The organism is Herbiconiux sp. 320_LB, from assembly GCF_059691755.1.
This window is the reverse complement of sequence record NZ_JCAWAD010000002.1, coordinates 719,473-735,118: the sequence shown is the minus strand read 5'-3', so window position 1 is coordinate 735,118 and position 15,646 is coordinate 719,473. Positions and strand designations below refer to the sequence as shown.

The window sequence follows — 15,646 nt, the reverse complement described above, 5'->3', positions numbered from 1 at the left end:
GCCGGTCGGGCCGCCGATCAGGCCCGGGTCACGGCCGCGGCGAGACCGTCGACTGCCGGATGATCAGGCGCGGGGGCGGGTCGGTGACCACGAGCTGCGGCACCGTGCCGTCGTGGATGCGGTCGTAGAGCGCGGCCATGGCCGCCCGGCCGAGTTCGTACCGCGGCATCTTCACCGTGGTCAGCGGCGGCCAGGTGTTGTCGGCGGTCCAGGCGTCGTGCATGGCCACGATCGAGATGTCGTGCGGCACGCTGACCCCGCGGCCTCGTAGCTCGAGCAGCACCCCGAAGGCCGCGTTGATGTTGGCCACGACGATGGCGGTGGGTCGCACCTCGTGCCGCAGCAGCTGCTCGACGGCCGCGCGGCCGACGACGAGTTCGTAGCCGAGGTCGGTGACCAGGGCGTCGTCGACCGGCAGCCGGGCGTCGGCCATCTCGGCGCGGAAGCCGGCGACCCGGCGGCGGCCGGTGACCGAGGAGGGCAGGCCGCCCACGAAGGCGATCCGCTTGTGGCCGAGACCGATCAGGTGGCGGGTGGCGATGCGTGCGCCCAGCTCGTCCTGCAGGTCGACGAAACCGCCGTCCTCCGGGTGGTTGGAGTTGACGTAGACGACCGGGAGCCCGCTGTCGATCTGCTCGCTCAGCTCGCTCGGGAGCATCGCATCCGCCGCCTGCACCAGGGCGCCGTCGATGCGGCCCTCGCCGATCAGCCGCGGCAGGGCGTACTCCTCGAGCTCGCTCTCGGCCCGGGCGAGCAGCACCATGTAGCGGCGCTCGTACCCCTCGTCCTCCACCCCGCGCATCAGCTCGCTGACGATCGCGTTCGTGAGATCGGGCACGACCAGCGCCACCACGTTGGTGCGCGAGAACTTCAGCGCCCGGGCGGCGTAGTTGGGCCGGTAGTTGAGCTCGCGGGCGGCGTCGTGGATGCGCTTGCGCGTGGCCTCGCTGACCCGCGCATCCGCGGCGCCGGTGAGCACGCGGGAGACCGCCGAGACGGAGACCCCCGCCATCGACGCCACATCGCTGAGGGTCGCCATCGGATCAGTCTAGGGACAGCGCGGAGCGGGCGTTCACGAGGTAGAGATGGGTGAGCACGAGCACGGTCTCGTGCCGCTGGTTCGTGACCGTCACGAGTTCGTGCACGTAGCCGTAGCCCTCGGGGCGCTTGGGGTGCGGGGCCTTCTCGGCGATCTCCGCGGTGACCCGGATGGTGTCGCCGATGAAGACCGGCTTGATGAACCGGATGCGGTCGTAGCCGTACGACATGGCCTGCGGGTTGATGTCGCCGGCGGTCATGCCGACCGCGACCGACAGGATGAGCGTGCCGTGCGCGATCCGCTGACCGGCCGGCTGCGTCGCCATCCACTCGGCATCCATGTGATGCGGGAAGAAGTCGCCGGTCTGCCCGGCGTGCAGCACGATGTCGGCCTCGGTGATCGTGCGGCCGACGCTCTCGCGCCGCTCGCCGACCTGGAAGTCCTCGTAGTAGCGGTCGATCGTGATCATCGTTCGGGCCCTCCCAGCCAGGTCGCCACACCCGCGTCGAGACGGATGCGCAGGTCGTCGTCGTCGAGCTCGCCGCGGAGCGCGGCCGTGATGTGCTCGGACACCTCGTTCTGCAGCTCGATGTACCGCGGATGCCGGGGACGCACGTACGCCCCCTCGAGCGTCGCCCGGGTGCCGCGGAAGAAGTCGAGGCTGTCGGCGTTCGTGCGGTCGCTCTCCCAGGCCACGGCGTTGCCGGGCTGGCCGCCGCCGTCGTAGTAGACGCCCTCCTGCACCTCGGCCGAGGCCAGCCAGAAGGCGTGGGCGATGGCCTCGTCCCGGTTTCTCGAGGCCGCCGAGACCGCGATGCCGGCGCCGCCGAGGAGCGAGCCCTGCACGCCCCGGGTCGAGGCCGGGATGTCGGTGTACCGGAGGCGGTGCGGCCGGAAGCCCTCGCGGCTGTAGTTGGTGTAGCCGAACAGCAGCGGGGAGTAGGCGTAGCGGTCGTTGTCGGCGCTGCTCAGCGCATCCGCCGTCTGGATCGGGTTCCAGGTCGCGTTGTCGTTCGGCACCAGTGACGCCAGTCGCCGGAGCACCGCCATCGCGGCCCCGAGCGCCGGAGCGGTGAGGAAGACGCCCTCGGTGCGCATCGCCTCCTCGCCCTGGCCCGCGGCCACCGTGACCAGACTGGAGAAGGCGTCGACCGGCTTGTAAGGCCAGAGCACGCGGCCCTCCTCGGCCAGGGCGATCACCTCGTCCCAGTCGGCCGGGGCCCGCTCGAGCAGGTCGGGCCGGAAGACGGAGACCTGCGCGGCCGCGTCGCTCGCGAGCCCCCACTGGCGCCCGGCGTAGGAGTAGGAGCGGTGCGAGGCGCCGACCGACTGGCGGGCGAGCAGGGCCAGCTCGTCGTCGTGCCCGGCGCCGTCGAGCGGTGCGAAGAGGCCGTTCTCGGCCGCGAACGCGATGTGCGGGTGGTCGATGACGAGCAGGTCGAAGTCGTCCGTGAGCTTCTCGAGCGGGTAGTCGGCGAAGGCCTGCAGGGAGCGGTACTCCCAGGTCACCTCGACGTCGGGGCGCAGGGCGCGGTAGGCCTCGGCGGCCGCGACGACGCTGCCGTGGCCGCGGGCGTGCTCCCAGGTCATGCCGCGGAGGTGGACGGTCATGAGGCCGGCTCCGCGATCGGGGCGGGGGTGGTGGTCGTAGACGTGTTCGTGGGCGTGGGCGTGGGCGTGGGCGTGGGCGTGCTCGCGGTCGCGGCTCCGGTAGATGCGGCGGCCGGCGGGAACTCCGCGCGCACCCGCTCGTCGTCCTCACCGAGGAGCGGCGCGGCCTTGCGGCTGGCGAGCACCCGGCCATCGACCCGCAGCGGGCTCCTGGTCGTGGTCAGCGTCGTGCCGCGGCGGTCGACCTCCTGCGTCATCCGGATCGCGGCGAAGCCGTCGCTCTCGATCAGTTCGTCGAGGGTCAGCACGGGCGCGCACCAGACGTCGGCCGCATCCAGGATGCCCAGCCAGTGCTCGGTCGTGTCGGTCGCGAACCGGTCGGCCAGCACGGCCTCGATCCGCTCCTGCTGGTCCCACGCATCCTGCGGGTCGGTCATCGACGCGAGCTCGGGCAGCCCCAGCAGCTCGCCCAGCTTCGGGATCGGGTTCATGGCGATGGCGAGGTAGCCGTCGCAGGTGGGGTACGTGCCGTAGGGCGCGGCCAGGAAGGCGTGCGCCGAGTGCTCGCCGTGCCGCTGGACCGCGATCGACTCGTCGTTGAGCTTCACGCTGAGGAGCTCGAACTGCAGGTCGAGCATCGCCTCGAGCAGGCTCGACTCGACCAGCCCGCCCTCTCCGGTGCGGAACCGGCGCACCAGCAGGGCGGTGGCGCCCTGGGCGATGTGGCAGCTGAGCAGGTGGTCGGCGATCGAGAGGCCGACCGGCACCGGGCCGTCGGCCGCGGAGCCGCTGAGCCACGGCACCCCGGAGATGGCCTGGGCCAGCAGATCCTGCCCGGGCCGGGAGGCCCAGGGGCCCTCCGAACCGTAGCCGGTGGCGCTGGCGTAGACGATGGAGGGGTTGACCTCCCGCACCGACTCGTAGTCGAGGCCGATGCGCTCCATCACGCCGGGGCGGAAGTTCTGGATGATCACGTCGGCCTGGGCCACCAGCTGCTTGACATAGGCCAGGTCGGCCGAGTCCTTGAGGTCGGCGGTGATCGACTCCTTGTTGCGGTTCATCGCGTGGAACGAGACGGTGTCGCCGTCGGCCATGCGGCCGGCGAAGGCGAGCGTGCGCCCGATGTCGCCCGTTCCGGGGCGCTCCACCTTGATCACCCGCGCGCCGAGGTCGGCGAGCCGCATGGCGGCCACCGGTCCGGCGAGGAACTGGCTGAAGTCGAGAACGAGAATGCCGTCCAGCGGCAGAGTCCCTTGTGCCGTCATCGCACCTGTGTCACTTTCTGGTCCGGACCCGCATCCTTGCGGGTGGGCGCTCCGCCCCGATCACGCTTGGCACCTGATTTGGGGAAGCCTTTGCTCAATCGTTTGCTCATGCTACTTTAGCGGATGTCGACGCGCAAGGAGCGAGCCTCCCGGTGTCGGCGGAACCAAGGACACCCCCCCCGATGACGGAAGGTTGAGTCAGTGCTGACTGCCAGTTACGTGCGGAATCGCACCATCGAGATCGCCGAGGCGGAGACCACGCCTCCGCCCCCGCCCGGCCAGGTGCAGATCGACGTCTCCCACGTCGGGCTGTGCGGCACCGACCTGCACATCTTCCACGGGTCGATGGATGCGCGCGTCGGCGACTCGATCGTCTTCGGTCACGAGATGAGCGGCTCCATCGCCGCCGTGGGCGAGGGCGTCGAGGGCTGGGCGGTCGGCGACCTGGTCACCGTGATGCCGCTCTCCTGGGACGGCACCTGCCCGGCGTGCCTCGCCGGCAACTCGCACATCTGCCAGAACCTCGACTTCATCGGCATCGACTCACCCGGTGCGCTGCAGCGGCTGTGGAACGTGCCGGCCGGCACGCTCGTGGCACTGCCCGAGGGCATTCGGCTCGACCACGCCGCCCTCGTCGAACCGACCGCGGTCGCCGTGCACGACGTGCGCCGCGCCGAGCTGCAGGCCGGCGACAAGGCGGTCGTGATCGGCGGTGGCCCGATCGGCGTGCTGATCGCGACCGTCGCCCGATCCGTCGGGGCGTCGGTCGTGGTGATCGAGGTCGACGCGGGCCGCCGGGCGCAGGTCGAGGAGCTCGGCTTCACGACCGTCGACCCCCGCGCCGTCGACCAGACCGCCTGGGTCGAGGAGTGGACCGAGGGGGCCGGCGCCGACGTCGTCTTCGAGGTCTCCGGCGCCGCGGCCGCCGTGCTCGGCGCGACGGCGCTCGCGAAGGTGCGTGGCACCCTCGTCGTCGTCGCCATCCACCCCACCCCGCGCGAGATCGACCTGCAGCGGGTGTTCTGGCGCGAGCTGACCATCCGCGGTGCGCGCGTCTACCAGCGCACCGACTTCGAGCGCGCCGTCGAGCTGATCGCCGACGGCACCATCCCGGCCGACGCCCTGATCACCCGGAGCGTGCCGCTCGCCGAGACCCAGCAGGCGCTCGAGGAGCTCGAGAGCGGTCGGGCGATGAAGATCCTGGTCGACGTGCGGGCCGGGGCCGGGGCATGAGCGCCTCGTTCTCGCTCGAGGGGCGGCTCTCGGTCGTGACCGGAGCGAGCCGCGGCATCGGGTTCGCGATGGCCAAGGCGCTCGCCGAGGCCGGGTCGGACGTGATCGCGGTGAGCGCCAGCATCCCGACGACCGGCAGTACGATCGGCGAGGCCGTCGAGGCGGCGGGCCGCTCGTTCGAGGCGATCGCCTGCGACTTCGCGGATCCCGCGGCGGTCGACGAGCTCGGCCGCACCCTGGCCGGGCGACCGGTCGACGTGCTCGTCAACAACGCGGGCACCATCGAGCGGGCGCCGGCGGCGACGCATCCGATGGAGCTGTGGGACAGGGTGCTCGCGGTCAACCTCACGAGCCAGTTCCGGCTGACGCAGGCCGTGGCCGCGGGGATGATCGAGCGGGGGCGCGGCAAGGTGATCTTCACGGCGTCGATGCTGAGCTTCCAGGGCGGGGTGAACGTGCCGGGCTACACCGCCGCGAAGTCGGGAGTGGCCGGGCTGACCAAGGCGCTCGCCAACGAGTGGGCGCCGCTGGGTGTCAACGTGAACGCGATCGCCCCCGGGTACATCGCGACCGACAACACCCAGGCGCTGCAGGACGACCCGGTGCGGGCCGAGGCGATCCTCGCCCGCATCCCGGCCGGGCGCTGGGGGAAGGCCGACGACCTGGCCGGGGCGACGGTGTTCCTGGCGTCGTCGGCGTCGGACTACGTCGACGGGATCATCCTGCCGGTCGACGGCGGATGGCTGGGGCGGTGAGCGGGGTGGCCGGCAGCGTCTCTGGTGCCGCGGCCGGTTCGGGCGGTTCGGTCGGCTCGGCGACGGCTGGTGGGTCGGCCGGGTCGCCGAGCGGGGGGCTTGCCGGCTCGGCGGGCGGTTCGTCGTCGGCGTTCGCTGCGGGCGCGCCGCTTGCCGGGGCGCCGCTCTCGCTCGCCGGGCAGTGGATCGTGCCGGTCGTCGTGATCGACGACGCATCCTGCGCCCGTGACCTCGCCGAGGCGCTGGTGGCGGGAGGGATCGGCTGCGGGGAGTTCACGCTCCGCACCCCGGCGGCGCTCGCCGCGCTCGAGGCGGCGGCCGGTGTGCCGGGCTTCGTCGCGGGTGTCGGCACGGTCGTCACGCCGGGGCAGCTCGCGGCCGCCGTCGGTGCGGGGGCGCGGTTCGCCGTGACCCCGGGCTTCGACGACGAGGTCGTTGCGGATGCTCAGGCGCGGGGGCTCGACATCGTTCCGGGCGTGGCGACGCCCACCGAGCTCGGGCGGGCGCTCCGCGCCGGGCTCGATCACGTGAAGGTCTTCCCGGCGGGGGTGCTCGGCGGTACCGCGTATCTGGATGCGCTGGCCGGGCCGTTCCCGACCGCCCGCTTCCTGCCCAGCGGCGGGGTGTCGCAGGCGAACGCGCGGGAGTATCTGGAGCATCCGTCGGTCTTCGCGGTCAGCGGGGGTTGGGTGGTGCCGCGCGACGCGATCGCGGCGGGCGACTTCGAGCGGATCGCGGGCCTGGCGCGCGCGGCAGCGGCCGACGTGGCGGCGGCACTGGCGGCGGTGCGCTCGTGAGCGGCGGCGGGGCCCTGAATGAAGGCGCTGGCGAGCGGCCGGGCGGGGTGCTGACGATCGGGGAGAGCATGGCGCTCATCCGCGGCGAGGGCATCGGGGGACTCGAGCACCTGGCGACCGCGCACCTCGAGACGGGCGGCGCCGAGGGCAACGTGGCCGTCGGGCTGGCGCGCCTGGGCGTGCCGGTGACCTGGCTCGGCCGGGTCGGTGAGGATGCGTTGGGTGGCCGTGTCTCGGGCGACCTGCGTGCGGAGGGCATCGACGTCGTCGCGCTCGCCGATGCCGGGGCGCCGACCGGGCTGATGATCAAGGCCACGCCCCACGCCGGACGCACCGAGGTGACCTACTACCGCGCCGGCAGCGCGGGCAGTCGGCTGACCCCGGCCGATCTGGATGCGGTCGACTTCGGCCGCTACGCCCTGCTGCACCTCACGGGCATCACCCCGGCGCTCTCGGCCTCGGCGCGCGAGACCGTCTCGGTCGCGATCGATCGGGCGCGGGCGGCCGGCTGCCGGGTCTCGTTCGACGTGAACCACCGCTCGCGCCTCTGGCCCGACGCGGAGGCGGCGTCGGTGCTGCGCGCCCTCGTCGCCCGGGCCGACCTCGTCATCGCCGGCGACGACGAGGCGCGTCTGGTCGTTGGTGCCCCCGCCTCTGAGCCACACGATGATACGGACGCGCTGCTCGCAGCTCTCCGAGCGCTCGGCCCGGCCGAAGCCGTGCTCAAGCGGGGCCCCCACGGCGCCAGCGCGTCGGTGGCCGACGGCGAGGCGCTGCACCAGGATGCGTTCGCCGTCCCCGTCGTCGATACCGTCGGCGCGGGCGACGCCTTCACCGCGGCCTACCTCGCGGCGCGTCTCGCCGACCGCCCCGTCTCCGAGGCGCTCCGCGACGGCGCGCTGGCGGGTGCGATCGCCTGCACCCACCCCAGCGACTGGCGCGGCTTCGCCCACCCCGCCGACCTGGCGGCCTTCGCCCACGCCGATCCCGTCCGCCGCTGACCCACGCCGCTCACCTGCGGTGTCACATCCGTCCACACCTGTCGACTACGATCGCGCCATGGGGAATCACGCGCGTGCACCGCGCCATCATCGCAAGCTCGCCGCCGTCGTCACCGGAGCCCTGCTGCTCACTCTGATGGGGGCGATGGCCGCTCCCGCGTCTGCCGAGCCGGTAGGTAGCGACGCGCCGGCCGCGACGCCGGTTCCCGTCGCCCCGGGTGCCGGCTACCTGGACCTTCCCTTCATGGCCACAGTGCCGGTGGTCTCGCCTGACAGCGCCTCCATCTACCTCAGGCCTGACCCGACCTTCGAGACTCAACACGTCGTGACCGCCATGGACGTCTCGACTCGCTCCCAACGAGCGGTCGCCTCGTTCCCGGGAGTCGTGCAGCGGATCGTGGTCGCCCCGGACAGCTCGAGAGTCTTCGTCGTGTCAAAGACTCATGTCGACGACGCTCCCTACTCGCTCTCGATGCTGGACGCCGCAACGCTGACGGTGATGAAAACCCGTCCCCTCGCCACACCGGCGACCATCGCGGCTTCGCCAGACGGTCGGCGATTGGTGCTGGTGCAGGCCGATATGGTCACGGTGCTCGATGCGACGACCTTCGAGGTGTCGAAGGAGGTCCCGCTTCCAGAAGCAGACGTCGTCACGGAGCCGCACTTCACGCCGGACGGCCTCATCGCGTTCGTCGAGTCGGTGCATCAGGTCGGGCTGGTCTTCACTTACCGATTCTCCGCAGTGGACCTGATCTCGGGAGCGATTCTCCGCGCCTTCGACAGCCCTCAGCTGGTTCCTTTCGCCTGGTCCGCGGATTCAGCGTTCGTGATGTCCAGGCCCGTGCCAAGTTCCGGCCCCGGTCCGACGACCTTCGAGCGTCTGGACCTGGCCACCGGCGTGCGGACACTTTTCGTCGCTCCGAAGGGCTACGCATGGTCCGGTCGTCTCAGCGCGGACGACAGCGCTCTCATCGTCGGTGCTCCTCGCGGTGTCACCGTCATCGACCTGAGCGACGGCTCCTCATCGTTCGTCCCGCTAGGCGATGACGAAGACGTACTCGGGCTCACACCGGTGCCGAGCACGACATCCGTGCTCGTGAGGACGTGGAGGGCGATTTTCGAGGTGGACACCGAATCGCTGACGGTGAGTGCCAGGGTGCCCGACTACTCCCAGCCGGTGAACGCACCCCCCACTGCACCGATGTCCGGCTTGTCAGTCACGCCTGATGGATCGTGGGCCTTCGAATCGCTGGTGACGGTCCAGACGTACGGAGAGAAGGGGCGGCTCGGGGTCATCGACCTCACGACGATCGGGTGGCACCCGGCGGTCGCGCGGCTGGCGGGGGACAGTCGGTACTCCACCGCGGTCGCCGCATCGCGGACCGCGTTCCCGGACTCGGCACCGGTCGTGTACGTCGCCTCCGGCACGGGCTTCCCCGACGCCCTGGCGGCCGGCGCCGCCGCGGGCACGCAGGACGGTCCGCTGCTGCTCACCGACCCGGCCGCCCTGCCCGACGAGGTCGCCGGCGAGATCAGGCGTCTGCATCCGGCCAAGATCGTCGTCGTCGGCGGCACGAGCTCGGTCTCGGCTCAGACCGAGGCCTCGCTCCGGACGCTCGCGGGCACCGTCACCCGGATCGCGGGAGACGACCGCTACGCCACCGGCCGAGCGGTCGTGGACGCCGCGTTCTCCGCCGGCGCGAAGCACGTCTACGTGGCCAGCGGGCAGACCTTCCCCGACGCTCTCTCGGCCTCGGCGGCCGCCGGGGCACACGACGAACCGCTCGTCATCGTGAACGGCACAGCGTCGAAGGTGGATGATGCGACCAAGTCGCTGCTCACCCAACTCGGTGCCACGTCGTTCACCGTGGTGGGCGGTACCGGCACCGTCTCCGCGGGCGTCGCCACCGACCTCGCAACGCTCGGCACGGTGACGCGTCTCTCCGGCGCCGATCGCTACGCGACCTCCGTGGCGGTCAACGAGGCGGCATTCCCCGACCCGTCCGCCGCGTATCTCGCTGCGGGGGCCCAGTTCCCGGATGCGCTCTCCGGCGGGGCCATCGCCGCCCACGCGGGAGCGCCGCTGTACGTCGTGCCGCAGAGCTGCGTCCCTGACGCGGCGCTCCGGCACCTCGCGGCGAGTGAGACCGCGGCGGTGTCGCTCATCGGCGGCGAGTCGACGCTGTGGGATCAGGTGGCCGACCTCCGCCTCTGCTGACGCGACGACGTGACGCATCCCGACATGCGAGGGGAGTGCGCGGCGGTCCGGGAATAGCATTGCGGGCATGGCGAAGCAGGTGCAGTACCGCGAGTTCGGCGGGCCCGAGGTGTTGGAGTTCGTCGAGGTGCCGACCCCGTCGGCGCCGGCCGGCGGCGTGGTGGTCGAGACGCGGGCGATCGGTGTGAACCCGATCGACGTGAAGCTGCGAACGGGGCTGCGGTCGAGCGATCCGATCCAGACGCCGCGAGTTCCGGGGTTCGACGCGGCAGGCGTCGTCATCGAGGTCGGCGCGGGGGTGGATGACTGGACGGTCGGCGACGAGGTCGTCATCCGCCAGGCGAAGAACGCGTACGCGACCCACGTCGTCGCCCGCGCCGAGCAGCTCGTGCGCAAGCCCGCCGCGGTCGGCTGGGACGAGGCGGCCGCCATCGGCATCCCGGCCGGCACCGCGTATCAGGCCCTCAAGTCGCTCGGCGTCGAGCTCGGCACGACGGTGCTCGTGCACGGCGGCTCGGGGGCGGTCGGCCAGGCCGCGGTGCAGTTCTGCCGCGACTGGGGAGCGACCGTCATCGCCACCGCGAGCCCGCGTAACCACGAACGGCTCCGCGAGCTCGGCGCGATCCCGGTCGCCTACGGCCCTGGTCTCGCCGACCGCGTGCGCGGGCTCGCACCCGAGGGCGTCGACGCGGCCCTCGACGCGGCCGGCACCGACGAGGCGCTCCAGACCTCGATCGAACTGGTGCCCGACCGCCAGCGCATCGGCACGATCGTCGCCGGTGCCCGCGCGGCCGAACTCGGCATCCAGGCCTGGGCCGGGGGCAAGCCCGTGCCGCCCACCCCCGAGGAGCTCGCCCTGCGCGCCGCCGCCTACGCCGTGACGCTCGAGCTGATCGAGCTCGGCGACTTCGAGGTCGAGATCGGTCTGCGCCTGCCGCTCCGGGATGCGGCGCAGGCGCAGGTGCTCGTCGACACGGGTGCGGTGCGCGGCAAAGTCATCCTCGACCCCCTGCTCCCCTGACCCGCCCCCGACTGTCCTCGACCCCCTCCTCCCCTGGCCCGCCCCCGACTGTCATCGACCCGTCAGTTGTGGTCGCCATCCGCCCGGTTTAGCGACCACAACTGACGGATCGCGGACAGTCAGGCGGGCGCGGGCCGGGCGGGGCGGGACGGCTCGGCCTAGGCTCGGAGGGTGAAGGAAAAAGTGCTCATCGGGCGGGTCGACGCACCTCTCCTGCACGTCATGACGTTCAACATCCGCCGCCGCATGCCCAAGGCCCTGCCGCCCTCGGCCGACCGCTGGAGCACCCGGCAGCCGGCCGTCGCCGAGCTGCTCCGCTCCGAGCGCCCGACGCTGCTCGGAGTGCAGGAGGCCCTGCCCGGCCAGGCGCGCTTCGTCGCCCAGGCCCTCGGCCGCGGCCACCGGCGCATCGGGCACGGCCGCAACGCCGACGGCCAGGGCGAGGGCACGCCGATCTACTTCGACACCGACCGGCTCCGCCTGCTCGCCTGGTCGCAGCTCGCGCTCTCCGACACCCCCGACAAGCCCGGATCCCGCGGCTGGGGCAACCTCACCCCGCGCGAGCTCGTGCGCGCGGAGTTCCGCGACCGGGCCACGGGCATCCGCTTCCTCGCGATCAACACGCACTTCGACAACTTCTCCCGCCGCGCCCGGGTGCGGGCGGCGGCGCAGGTGCGGCAGCTCGTCGCCGATTCGGGGCTCCCCGCGATCGTGACCGGCGACCTCAACACCGGCGAGGGCACGACCGCGCTGGTCGAGCTGTTCCGCGACGGGGTGCTGACGGATGCGTGGGGTGCGGCCGAGACCCGGCTCACGCCCGCATGGGGCACCTTCACGAACTACCGGGATCCGCAGCTCAAGCGCAAGCGCATCGACTGGATCGCGGTGACCCCCGGCATCACCGTCGACCGCATCGGCATCGACCCGCGCCGGCCCGACGGGGTCTGGGCCTCCGACCACCTGCCCGTGCAGGCGGTGCTGCGGCTGCCCGAGGCGACCGGGTGATCGCGGAGTTCCTCCGTCCGCCGCGCGGCGCCGCCGAACTCATCGCGGATGCGCTGCGCATCCTGGGCCTGGTGAGCGTGATCGTCGCCGCGGTGCTGTTCAGCGCGACCGATGCCGGCATCCTCGCGTTCGTGCTGCCGGGTCTGCTGCTGCCGCGATTCCTCGGGATGCGCGCGGGCTTCGACGTCGCCTATTGCGTCGTGCTGCTGACGGCCGCGTGGAGCAACGTGCTCGACCTCTACACGCGGGTGCCGTGGTGGGACATCCCGGTGCACCTCGTCTGCACGGGAGCGATCGCGATCGTGGCCTTCTTCTTCCTGGCGCGGCTCGGGGCGGTGGCCCGCCCGCGGAGCGAGGGGTTCTCGGCGGCCGGCGGCATCCTGATCACCACCGCGGTCGGCCTCGCCGTCAGCGCGCTGTGGGAGATGGTGGAGTGGATCGGCAAGACCTACGTGAGCTCGGCGATCTTCGTCGAGTACGACGACACGATCGGCGACATGGCGGTCGGCGGGCTGGGGGCGCTGCTCGCCGGGGTGCTGCTGGTCACGGTGCGGCTCGAGCGTGGGTCGGTGATCGCGGGCGGCTCGAGCGCGGGCCGGTGATCGCGGGGCTCTGAGGTCAGTCCTCGAACGGGTTCGCGCAGGTCTGCTCGGCCGCGGTCTGGCCCTTGAGGCCCTCGATCACGTCGGGGGTCGAGGCCGAGTCGGTCGGAGCATCGGTCGCAGGAGGCGCGGCCGGGGTGCTCGGGTCGGTCGGCGTGGCGGGGTCGGTCGGCGTGGTCGTGCCGCCCGCATCCGTCGCCGTGCCCTCGGCGGTCGAGCCGGTCGCGGTCGACGAGGTGTCGAGCGAGAAGGGCTGGTCGGTCGCGATCCGCTGAACCAGTTCGTCGGCGAGGCTCGGGATCGGCTGAACCTGGTTCGGGTTCTCGACGTACGCCGCCACCGGGTACGAGACGAAGACGACCTTCGAGAGGTCGATGTCCTTCAGGGCCAGCGCTAGCGAGACCAGGGTGTCGGCGCCCTTGAGGCTCGTTGAGGGCGTGATGTTCTGGGCGACCGCCTGGGCCAGGCCGTAGACCTTGGCCGGGTCGGAGAGGGTGCTCGAGCTCTTGATCGTGCGCAGCAGCGATGAGAGGTACTGCTGCTGCGAGCCGATGCGGGCCAGGTCGCTGCCGTCGCCGACGCCGTGGCGGTTGCGGAGGAAGGCGAGCGCGTCGGCGCCCTGCAGCACGTGGTGCCCGGGGGTGAGGAAGAGACCGGTGAACTCGTCGCTCATCTCGCCGGTGACGCAGACGTCGACGCCACCGACGGCGTTGCTCATCTCGATCACGCCGTTGAAGGAGGTCTCCATCGCGTAGGGGATGTCGAGACCGGTCAGGTCGCGCACGGTCGCGACCACGCAGCCGAGGCCGTTGTCACCGCCCCGCCCCCATGCGGCGTTGAGCGGCTGGGCGGAGACCGCATCCGAGTCGTCGCAGGCCGGCTGCGGGATGACGAGGTCGCGCGGCAGGCTCAGCACCACGGCGTTGCGGTGGTCGGCGGCGACGTGCACCAGGATGTTGACGTCGTTCAACGTGCCCTCGCGCTCGCCGTATTGGTCGCCCTGCTTGTCGTCGTTGTCGCTGCCGACGATGAGCATGTTGAAGCCGCCCTCGATGGCTCCGAGGAACGGCGGGGGAGGCGGGGGCGTGCTGCCGCCGATGTCGACGGCGGCCTCTTGGAAGGCGGTGGACACGCTGTTCACGGCGTAACCGACGACGGCGATGCCCGCGACCAGGAGCACGCAGACCGCGACGCCGAGCGAGCGGAGCACGAGGCCCGCCGCCGAAGGGGTGGCCTGTCGGCCGTGCCTGGCCTGTGCCGTCGATCTGCTCATGCGGCCGTCGTTCCGTTCATCAGGCGAGACATTAGCGGCCCAGGCTGAGAACACGGCGCGCCGTGCCGAGAGGGTGCTATCCCTCACGCCGTCCCGGCCCGCCGGCGAACCGGAGCGATGACACGTGCTCCTGAGCGGCGCGGTGGAGCGCGGCGAAGAGGGCATCGCCGAGCAGGGTGCCGACGACCACGGTCTCGGCCTGCGCATCCCGCCCGTCGCGGGCCTCGAGCACGTCGAGGTCGGCCTCGGCCGCGAGCATGGCGGCCTGGGCGTAGCGGGCGAACCAGTCGTGCGAGCCCTCCTGCCCGATGCTCCAGAAGGTGTCGATCGTGCGAGCGGCCACGAGCCGCCCCGGGTTGTGCGGATGCGTGTTCCAGCCCGCGGTGATCTCGTCGACGACGGCGACCGCGGCGGGGTTCAAGGTCGAGGGGTCGGGGCTCTCGGAGACCGCGTGCTGGGCGACCTCGAACGCCTCGGCCAGCGGCATGTCGGAGTCGATGGCCTGCAAGACGTTCTTGGCGGCCGCGACGCTGAGCCCTCCGACCTCGAGGAGGGCCCGGATCATCGAGAGCCGCCGCAGGTGTTCGTCGGTGTAGACGGCCTGGTTGGCGGCGCGGTGCTCTCCCGCCGGCAGGAGGCCCTCCCGCAGATAGAACTTGATCGTGGCTACGGGGATCCCGGATCGGCGCGCGAGTTCTGCCATCTTCATGCACGCCAGCCTAGGTGCGCCCGGGGAAGGCGCCGGCGCGGCCGCGGGGACGGGCGGGGGAGCGGGTCGGCGAGCGGCGGATGATGATCGCGATCGCCACGGCCGCCGCGGCGAAGAGGGCGGATGCGACGGCGACGACCACGGGCCCGGGTCGCACGATCGACTCGCCCGAGAGGGCCTGGGCGGTGAGGAGCGCGAGCACGCTGCAATAGAGGGCGATGACGACGACCACGACGTTCCGCCTCGTGACCTCGTCACGGAGGGCGGCGACGCCCCGGGCCATCAGCTCCAGCACCAGGGCCGAGAGCGGGATCAGCTGCAGCGCGTGCATCCCGACGAAGTGGGGGATCCGCAGATCGCCGGCCACCGTGCTCCAGCCCAGGAGGGGGAGTCCGGGCCCGCCGTCGGGCAGGCCGACGGTGTGGGCTCCGACGATGCCCTGGTAGTTCGTGATCTGGTCTGCGCCCGGGATCGTCATCAGGAAGGCCAGCGCCATCCCGATCAGCCCCACGACGAACCCGCTGCGGATGGCGAGCGTGCGGGCCCGATCGCCGAGGCGCGCCCGGAACAGGAGGACGGCCACGGGCAGCGCCGCCATCCACACGATCCCGATCGAGACGGCCATCACCTCCCAGACGACCGCGTGGAACGGCGTCGACACGTTGAAGTGGCTGGTCGTGCCGGTCACCACCGCTCCGACGATGACGACGATCTCGACGAGGAGGCACACCGCCGTGACGGTGCCGATCCACCAGCCGAGCCGGCGCCGGGTGGGCAGCATGCCGATCAGCCACGACAGGGTCGCGGTGTAGAGGCCGATGGAGAGCGCGAACTTGAGCGGTTTCGCCCAGGCGGGTGCCCCGACGAGCTCGCGCGGGTCGACGACGATGCCGATCGCGCTGACCACCGCCAGAGCGGCCATCGCGGCGGTGAGCCAGAGTAGGGGGCGGTGCCAGACGAGGGGGCGGAGCCCCGCCCGCCCCGCGGTCGTGGGCGGTCTTTCGATCGTGGACATGGGCGCACGGTCCTTCGCTGCTATCCCGGATAAACGACCGACCGGTCGCCTACATGGATAGTAACACTATCGGAGAGTTTCACTATCTATTATTCCGGATGT

Annotated in this window: 15 protein-coding genes; 8 read left to right on the top strand and 7 right to left on the bottom strand. The window is 72.0% G+C overall.

All coding sequences use genetic code 11. The features are described 5' to 3' along the window. Positions 1 to 28: 28 nt before the first annotated feature. Genes AC59HU_RS07425 through AC59HU_RS07410 form a run of 4 tightly spaced genes read right to left on the bottom strand, consistent with a single transcriptional unit; the run spans position 29 to position 3,915 of the window. Positions 29 to 1,039 carry a LacI family DNA-binding transcriptional regulator gene (locus AC59HU_RS07425; protein WP_497222742.1) on the bottom strand — a complete coding sequence of 337 codons (1,011 nt, stop codon included), beginning with the start codon at positions 1,037 to 1,039 and terminating at the stop codon, positions 29 to 31. A gap of 4 nt (positions 1,040 to 1,043) precedes the next feature. After that, positions 1,044 to 1,508, bottom strand: a complete 465-nt coding sequence (locus tag AC59HU_RS07420) for a MaoC family dehydratase (protein ID WP_497222741.1) — start codon at positions 1,506 to 1,508, stop codon at positions 1,044 to 1,046. Continuing rightward, positions 1,505 to 2,650 (bottom strand): extracellular solute-binding protein, encoded by a 1,146-nt coding sequence (locus AC59HU_RS07415; RefSeq protein WP_497222740.1) that lies wholly within the window; start codon positions 2,648 to 2,650, stop codon positions 1,505 to 1,507. The genes AC59HU_RS07420 and AC59HU_RS07415 overlap by 4 nt, the downstream gene beginning before the upstream one ends. Continuing rightward, positions 2,647 to 3,915, bottom strand: coding sequence for a CaiB/BaiF CoA transferase family protein (locus AC59HU_RS07410; protein WP_497222739.1), 1,269 nt, complete (start codon positions 3,913 to 3,915; stop codon positions 2,647 to 2,649). The genes AC59HU_RS07415 and AC59HU_RS07410 overlap by 4 nt, the downstream gene beginning before the upstream one ends. 201 nt (positions 3,916 to 4,116) lie before the next feature. On the opposite strand from AC59HU_RS07410, the gene AC59HU_RS07405 reads away from it, so the two are divergent. The 8 genes from AC59HU_RS07405 to AC59HU_RS07370 all read left to right on the top strand — a co-directional run bounded on the left by AC59HU_RS07405 (position 4,117) and on the right by AC59HU_RS07370 (position 12,547). Next, positions 4,117 to 5,148 (top strand): zinc-dependent alcohol dehydrogenase, encoded by a 1,032-nt coding sequence (locus AC59HU_RS07405; protein ID WP_497222738.1) that lies wholly within the window; start codon positions 4,117 to 4,119, stop codon positions 5,146 to 5,148. Then, positions 5,145 to 5,903 (top strand): SDR family oxidoreductase, encoded by a 759-nt coding sequence (locus tag AC59HU_RS07400; protein WP_497222737.1) that lies wholly within the window; start codon positions 5,145 to 5,147, stop codon positions 5,901 to 5,903. The genes AC59HU_RS07405 and AC59HU_RS07400 overlap by 4 nt, the downstream gene beginning before the upstream one ends. Then, on the top strand, positions 5,900 to 6,700 hold the full coding sequence (locus AC59HU_RS07395) for a bifunctional 4-hydroxy-2-oxoglutarate aldolase/2-dehydro-3-deoxy-phosphogluconate aldolase (protein WP_497222736.1): 801 nt from the start codon (positions 5,900 to 5,902) through the stop codon (positions 6,698 to 6,700). Before AC59HU_RS07400 ends, AC59HU_RS07395 begins: the two co-directional genes overlap by 4 nt. Beyond that, positions 6,697 to 7,701 carry a sugar kinase gene (locus AC59HU_RS07390; RefSeq protein WP_497222735.1) on the top strand — a complete coding sequence of 335 codons (1,005 nt, stop codon included), beginning with the start codon at positions 6,697 to 6,699 and terminating at the stop codon, positions 7,699 to 7,701. The genes AC59HU_RS07395 and AC59HU_RS07390 overlap by 4 nt, the downstream gene beginning before the upstream one ends. Positions 7,702 to 7,759: 58 nt before the next feature. Continuing rightward, the gene (locus AC59HU_RS07385) at positions 7,760 to 9,919 is read left to right on the top strand and encodes a cell wall-binding repeat-containing protein (RefSeq protein WP_497222734.1); all 2,160 of its coding nucleotides are present in this window, start codon (positions 7,760 to 7,762) and stop codon (positions 9,917 to 9,919) included. Positions 9,920 to 9,986: 67 nt separating this feature from the next. After that, positions 9,987 to 10,940 (top strand): NADP-dependent oxidoreductase, encoded by a 954-nt coding sequence (locus tag AC59HU_RS07380; protein WP_497222733.1) that lies wholly within the window; start codon positions 9,987 to 9,989, stop codon positions 10,938 to 10,940. A 171-nt stretch (positions 10,941 to 11,111) separates the two neighbouring features. Continuing rightward, on the top strand, positions 11,112 to 11,945 hold the full coding sequence (locus AC59HU_RS07375; RefSeq protein ID WP_497222732.1) for an endonuclease/exonuclease/phosphatase family protein: 834 nt from the start codon (positions 11,112 to 11,114) through the stop codon (positions 11,943 to 11,945). Continuing rightward, on the top strand, positions 11,942 to 12,547 hold the full coding sequence (locus tag AC59HU_RS07370; protein ID WP_497222731.1) for a DUF2238 domain-containing protein: 606 nt from the start codon (positions 11,942 to 11,944) through the stop codon (positions 12,545 to 12,547). Before AC59HU_RS07375 ends, AC59HU_RS07370 begins: the two co-directional genes overlap by 4 nt. A 16-nt stretch (positions 12,548 to 12,563) precedes the next feature. On the opposite strand, the gene AC59HU_RS07365 is transcribed toward AC59HU_RS07370, so the two are convergent. The 3 genes from AC59HU_RS07365 to AC59HU_RS07355 all read right to left on the bottom strand — a co-directional run bounded on the left by AC59HU_RS07365 (position 12,564) and on the right by AC59HU_RS07355 (position 15,544). Continuing rightward, positions 12,564 to 13,820 (bottom strand): LCP family protein, encoded by a 1,257-nt coding sequence (locus AC59HU_RS07365; RefSeq protein ID WP_497222730.1) that lies wholly within the window; start codon positions 13,818 to 13,820, stop codon positions 12,564 to 12,566. A gap of 76 nt (positions 13,821 to 13,896) precedes the next feature. After that, on the bottom strand, positions 13,897 to 14,529 hold the full coding sequence (locus AC59HU_RS07360; RefSeq protein ID WP_497222729.1) for a MerR family transcriptional regulator: 633 nt from the start codon (positions 14,527 to 14,529) through the stop codon (positions 13,897 to 13,899). 10 nt (positions 14,530 to 14,539) lie between these two features. After that, the gene (locus AC59HU_RS07355; protein WP_497222728.1) at positions 14,540 to 15,544 is read right to left on the bottom strand and encodes a hypothetical protein; all 1,005 of its coding nucleotides are present in this window, start codon (positions 15,542 to 15,544) and stop codon (positions 14,540 to 14,542) included. Positions 15,545 to 15,646: the final 102 nt, after the last annotated feature.

Excerpts from the sequence above, each read along its gene's own strand:
- AC59HU_RS07380 (WP_497222733.1), top strand. The coding sequence starts at position 9,987 with ATGGCGAAGCAGGTGCAGTACCGCGAGTTCGGCGGGCCCGAGGTGTTG.
- AC59HU_RS07400 (WP_497222737.1), top strand. The coding sequence starts at position 5,145 with ATGAGCGCCTCGTTCTCGCTCGAGGGGCGGCTCTCGGTCGTGACCGGA.
- AC59HU_RS07365 (WP_497222730.1), bottom strand. The coding sequence starts at position 13,820 with ATGAGCAGATCGACGGCACAGGCCAGGCACGGCCGACAGGCCACCCCT.
- AC59HU_RS07415 (WP_497222740.1), bottom strand. The coding sequence starts at position 2,650 with ATGACCGTCCACCTCCGCGGCATGACCTGGGAGCACGCCCGCGGCCAC.
- AC59HU_RS07410 (WP_497222739.1), bottom strand. The coding sequence starts at position 3,915 with ATGACGGCACAAGGGACTCTGCCGCTGGACGGCATTCTCGTTCTCGAC.
- AC59HU_RS07360 (WP_497222729.1), bottom strand. The coding sequence starts at position 14,529 with ATGAAGATGGCAGAACTCGCGCGCCGATCCGGGATCCCCGTAGCCACG.
- AC59HU_RS07385 (WP_497222734.1), top strand. The coding sequence starts at position 7,760 with ATGGGGAATCACGCGCGTGCACCGCGCCATCATCGCAAGCTCGCCGCC.
- AC59HU_RS07355 (WP_497222728.1), bottom strand. The coding sequence starts at position 15,544 with ATGTCCACGATCGAAAGACCGCCCACGACCGCGGGGCGGGCGGGGCTC.
- AC59HU_RS07420 (WP_497222741.1), bottom strand. The coding sequence starts at position 1,508 with ATGATCACGATCGACCGCTACTACGAGGACTTCCAGGTCGGCGAGCGG.
- AC59HU_RS07425 (WP_497222742.1), bottom strand. The coding sequence starts at position 1,039 with ATGGCGACCCTCAGCGATGTGGCGTCGATGGCGGGGGTCTCCGTCTCG.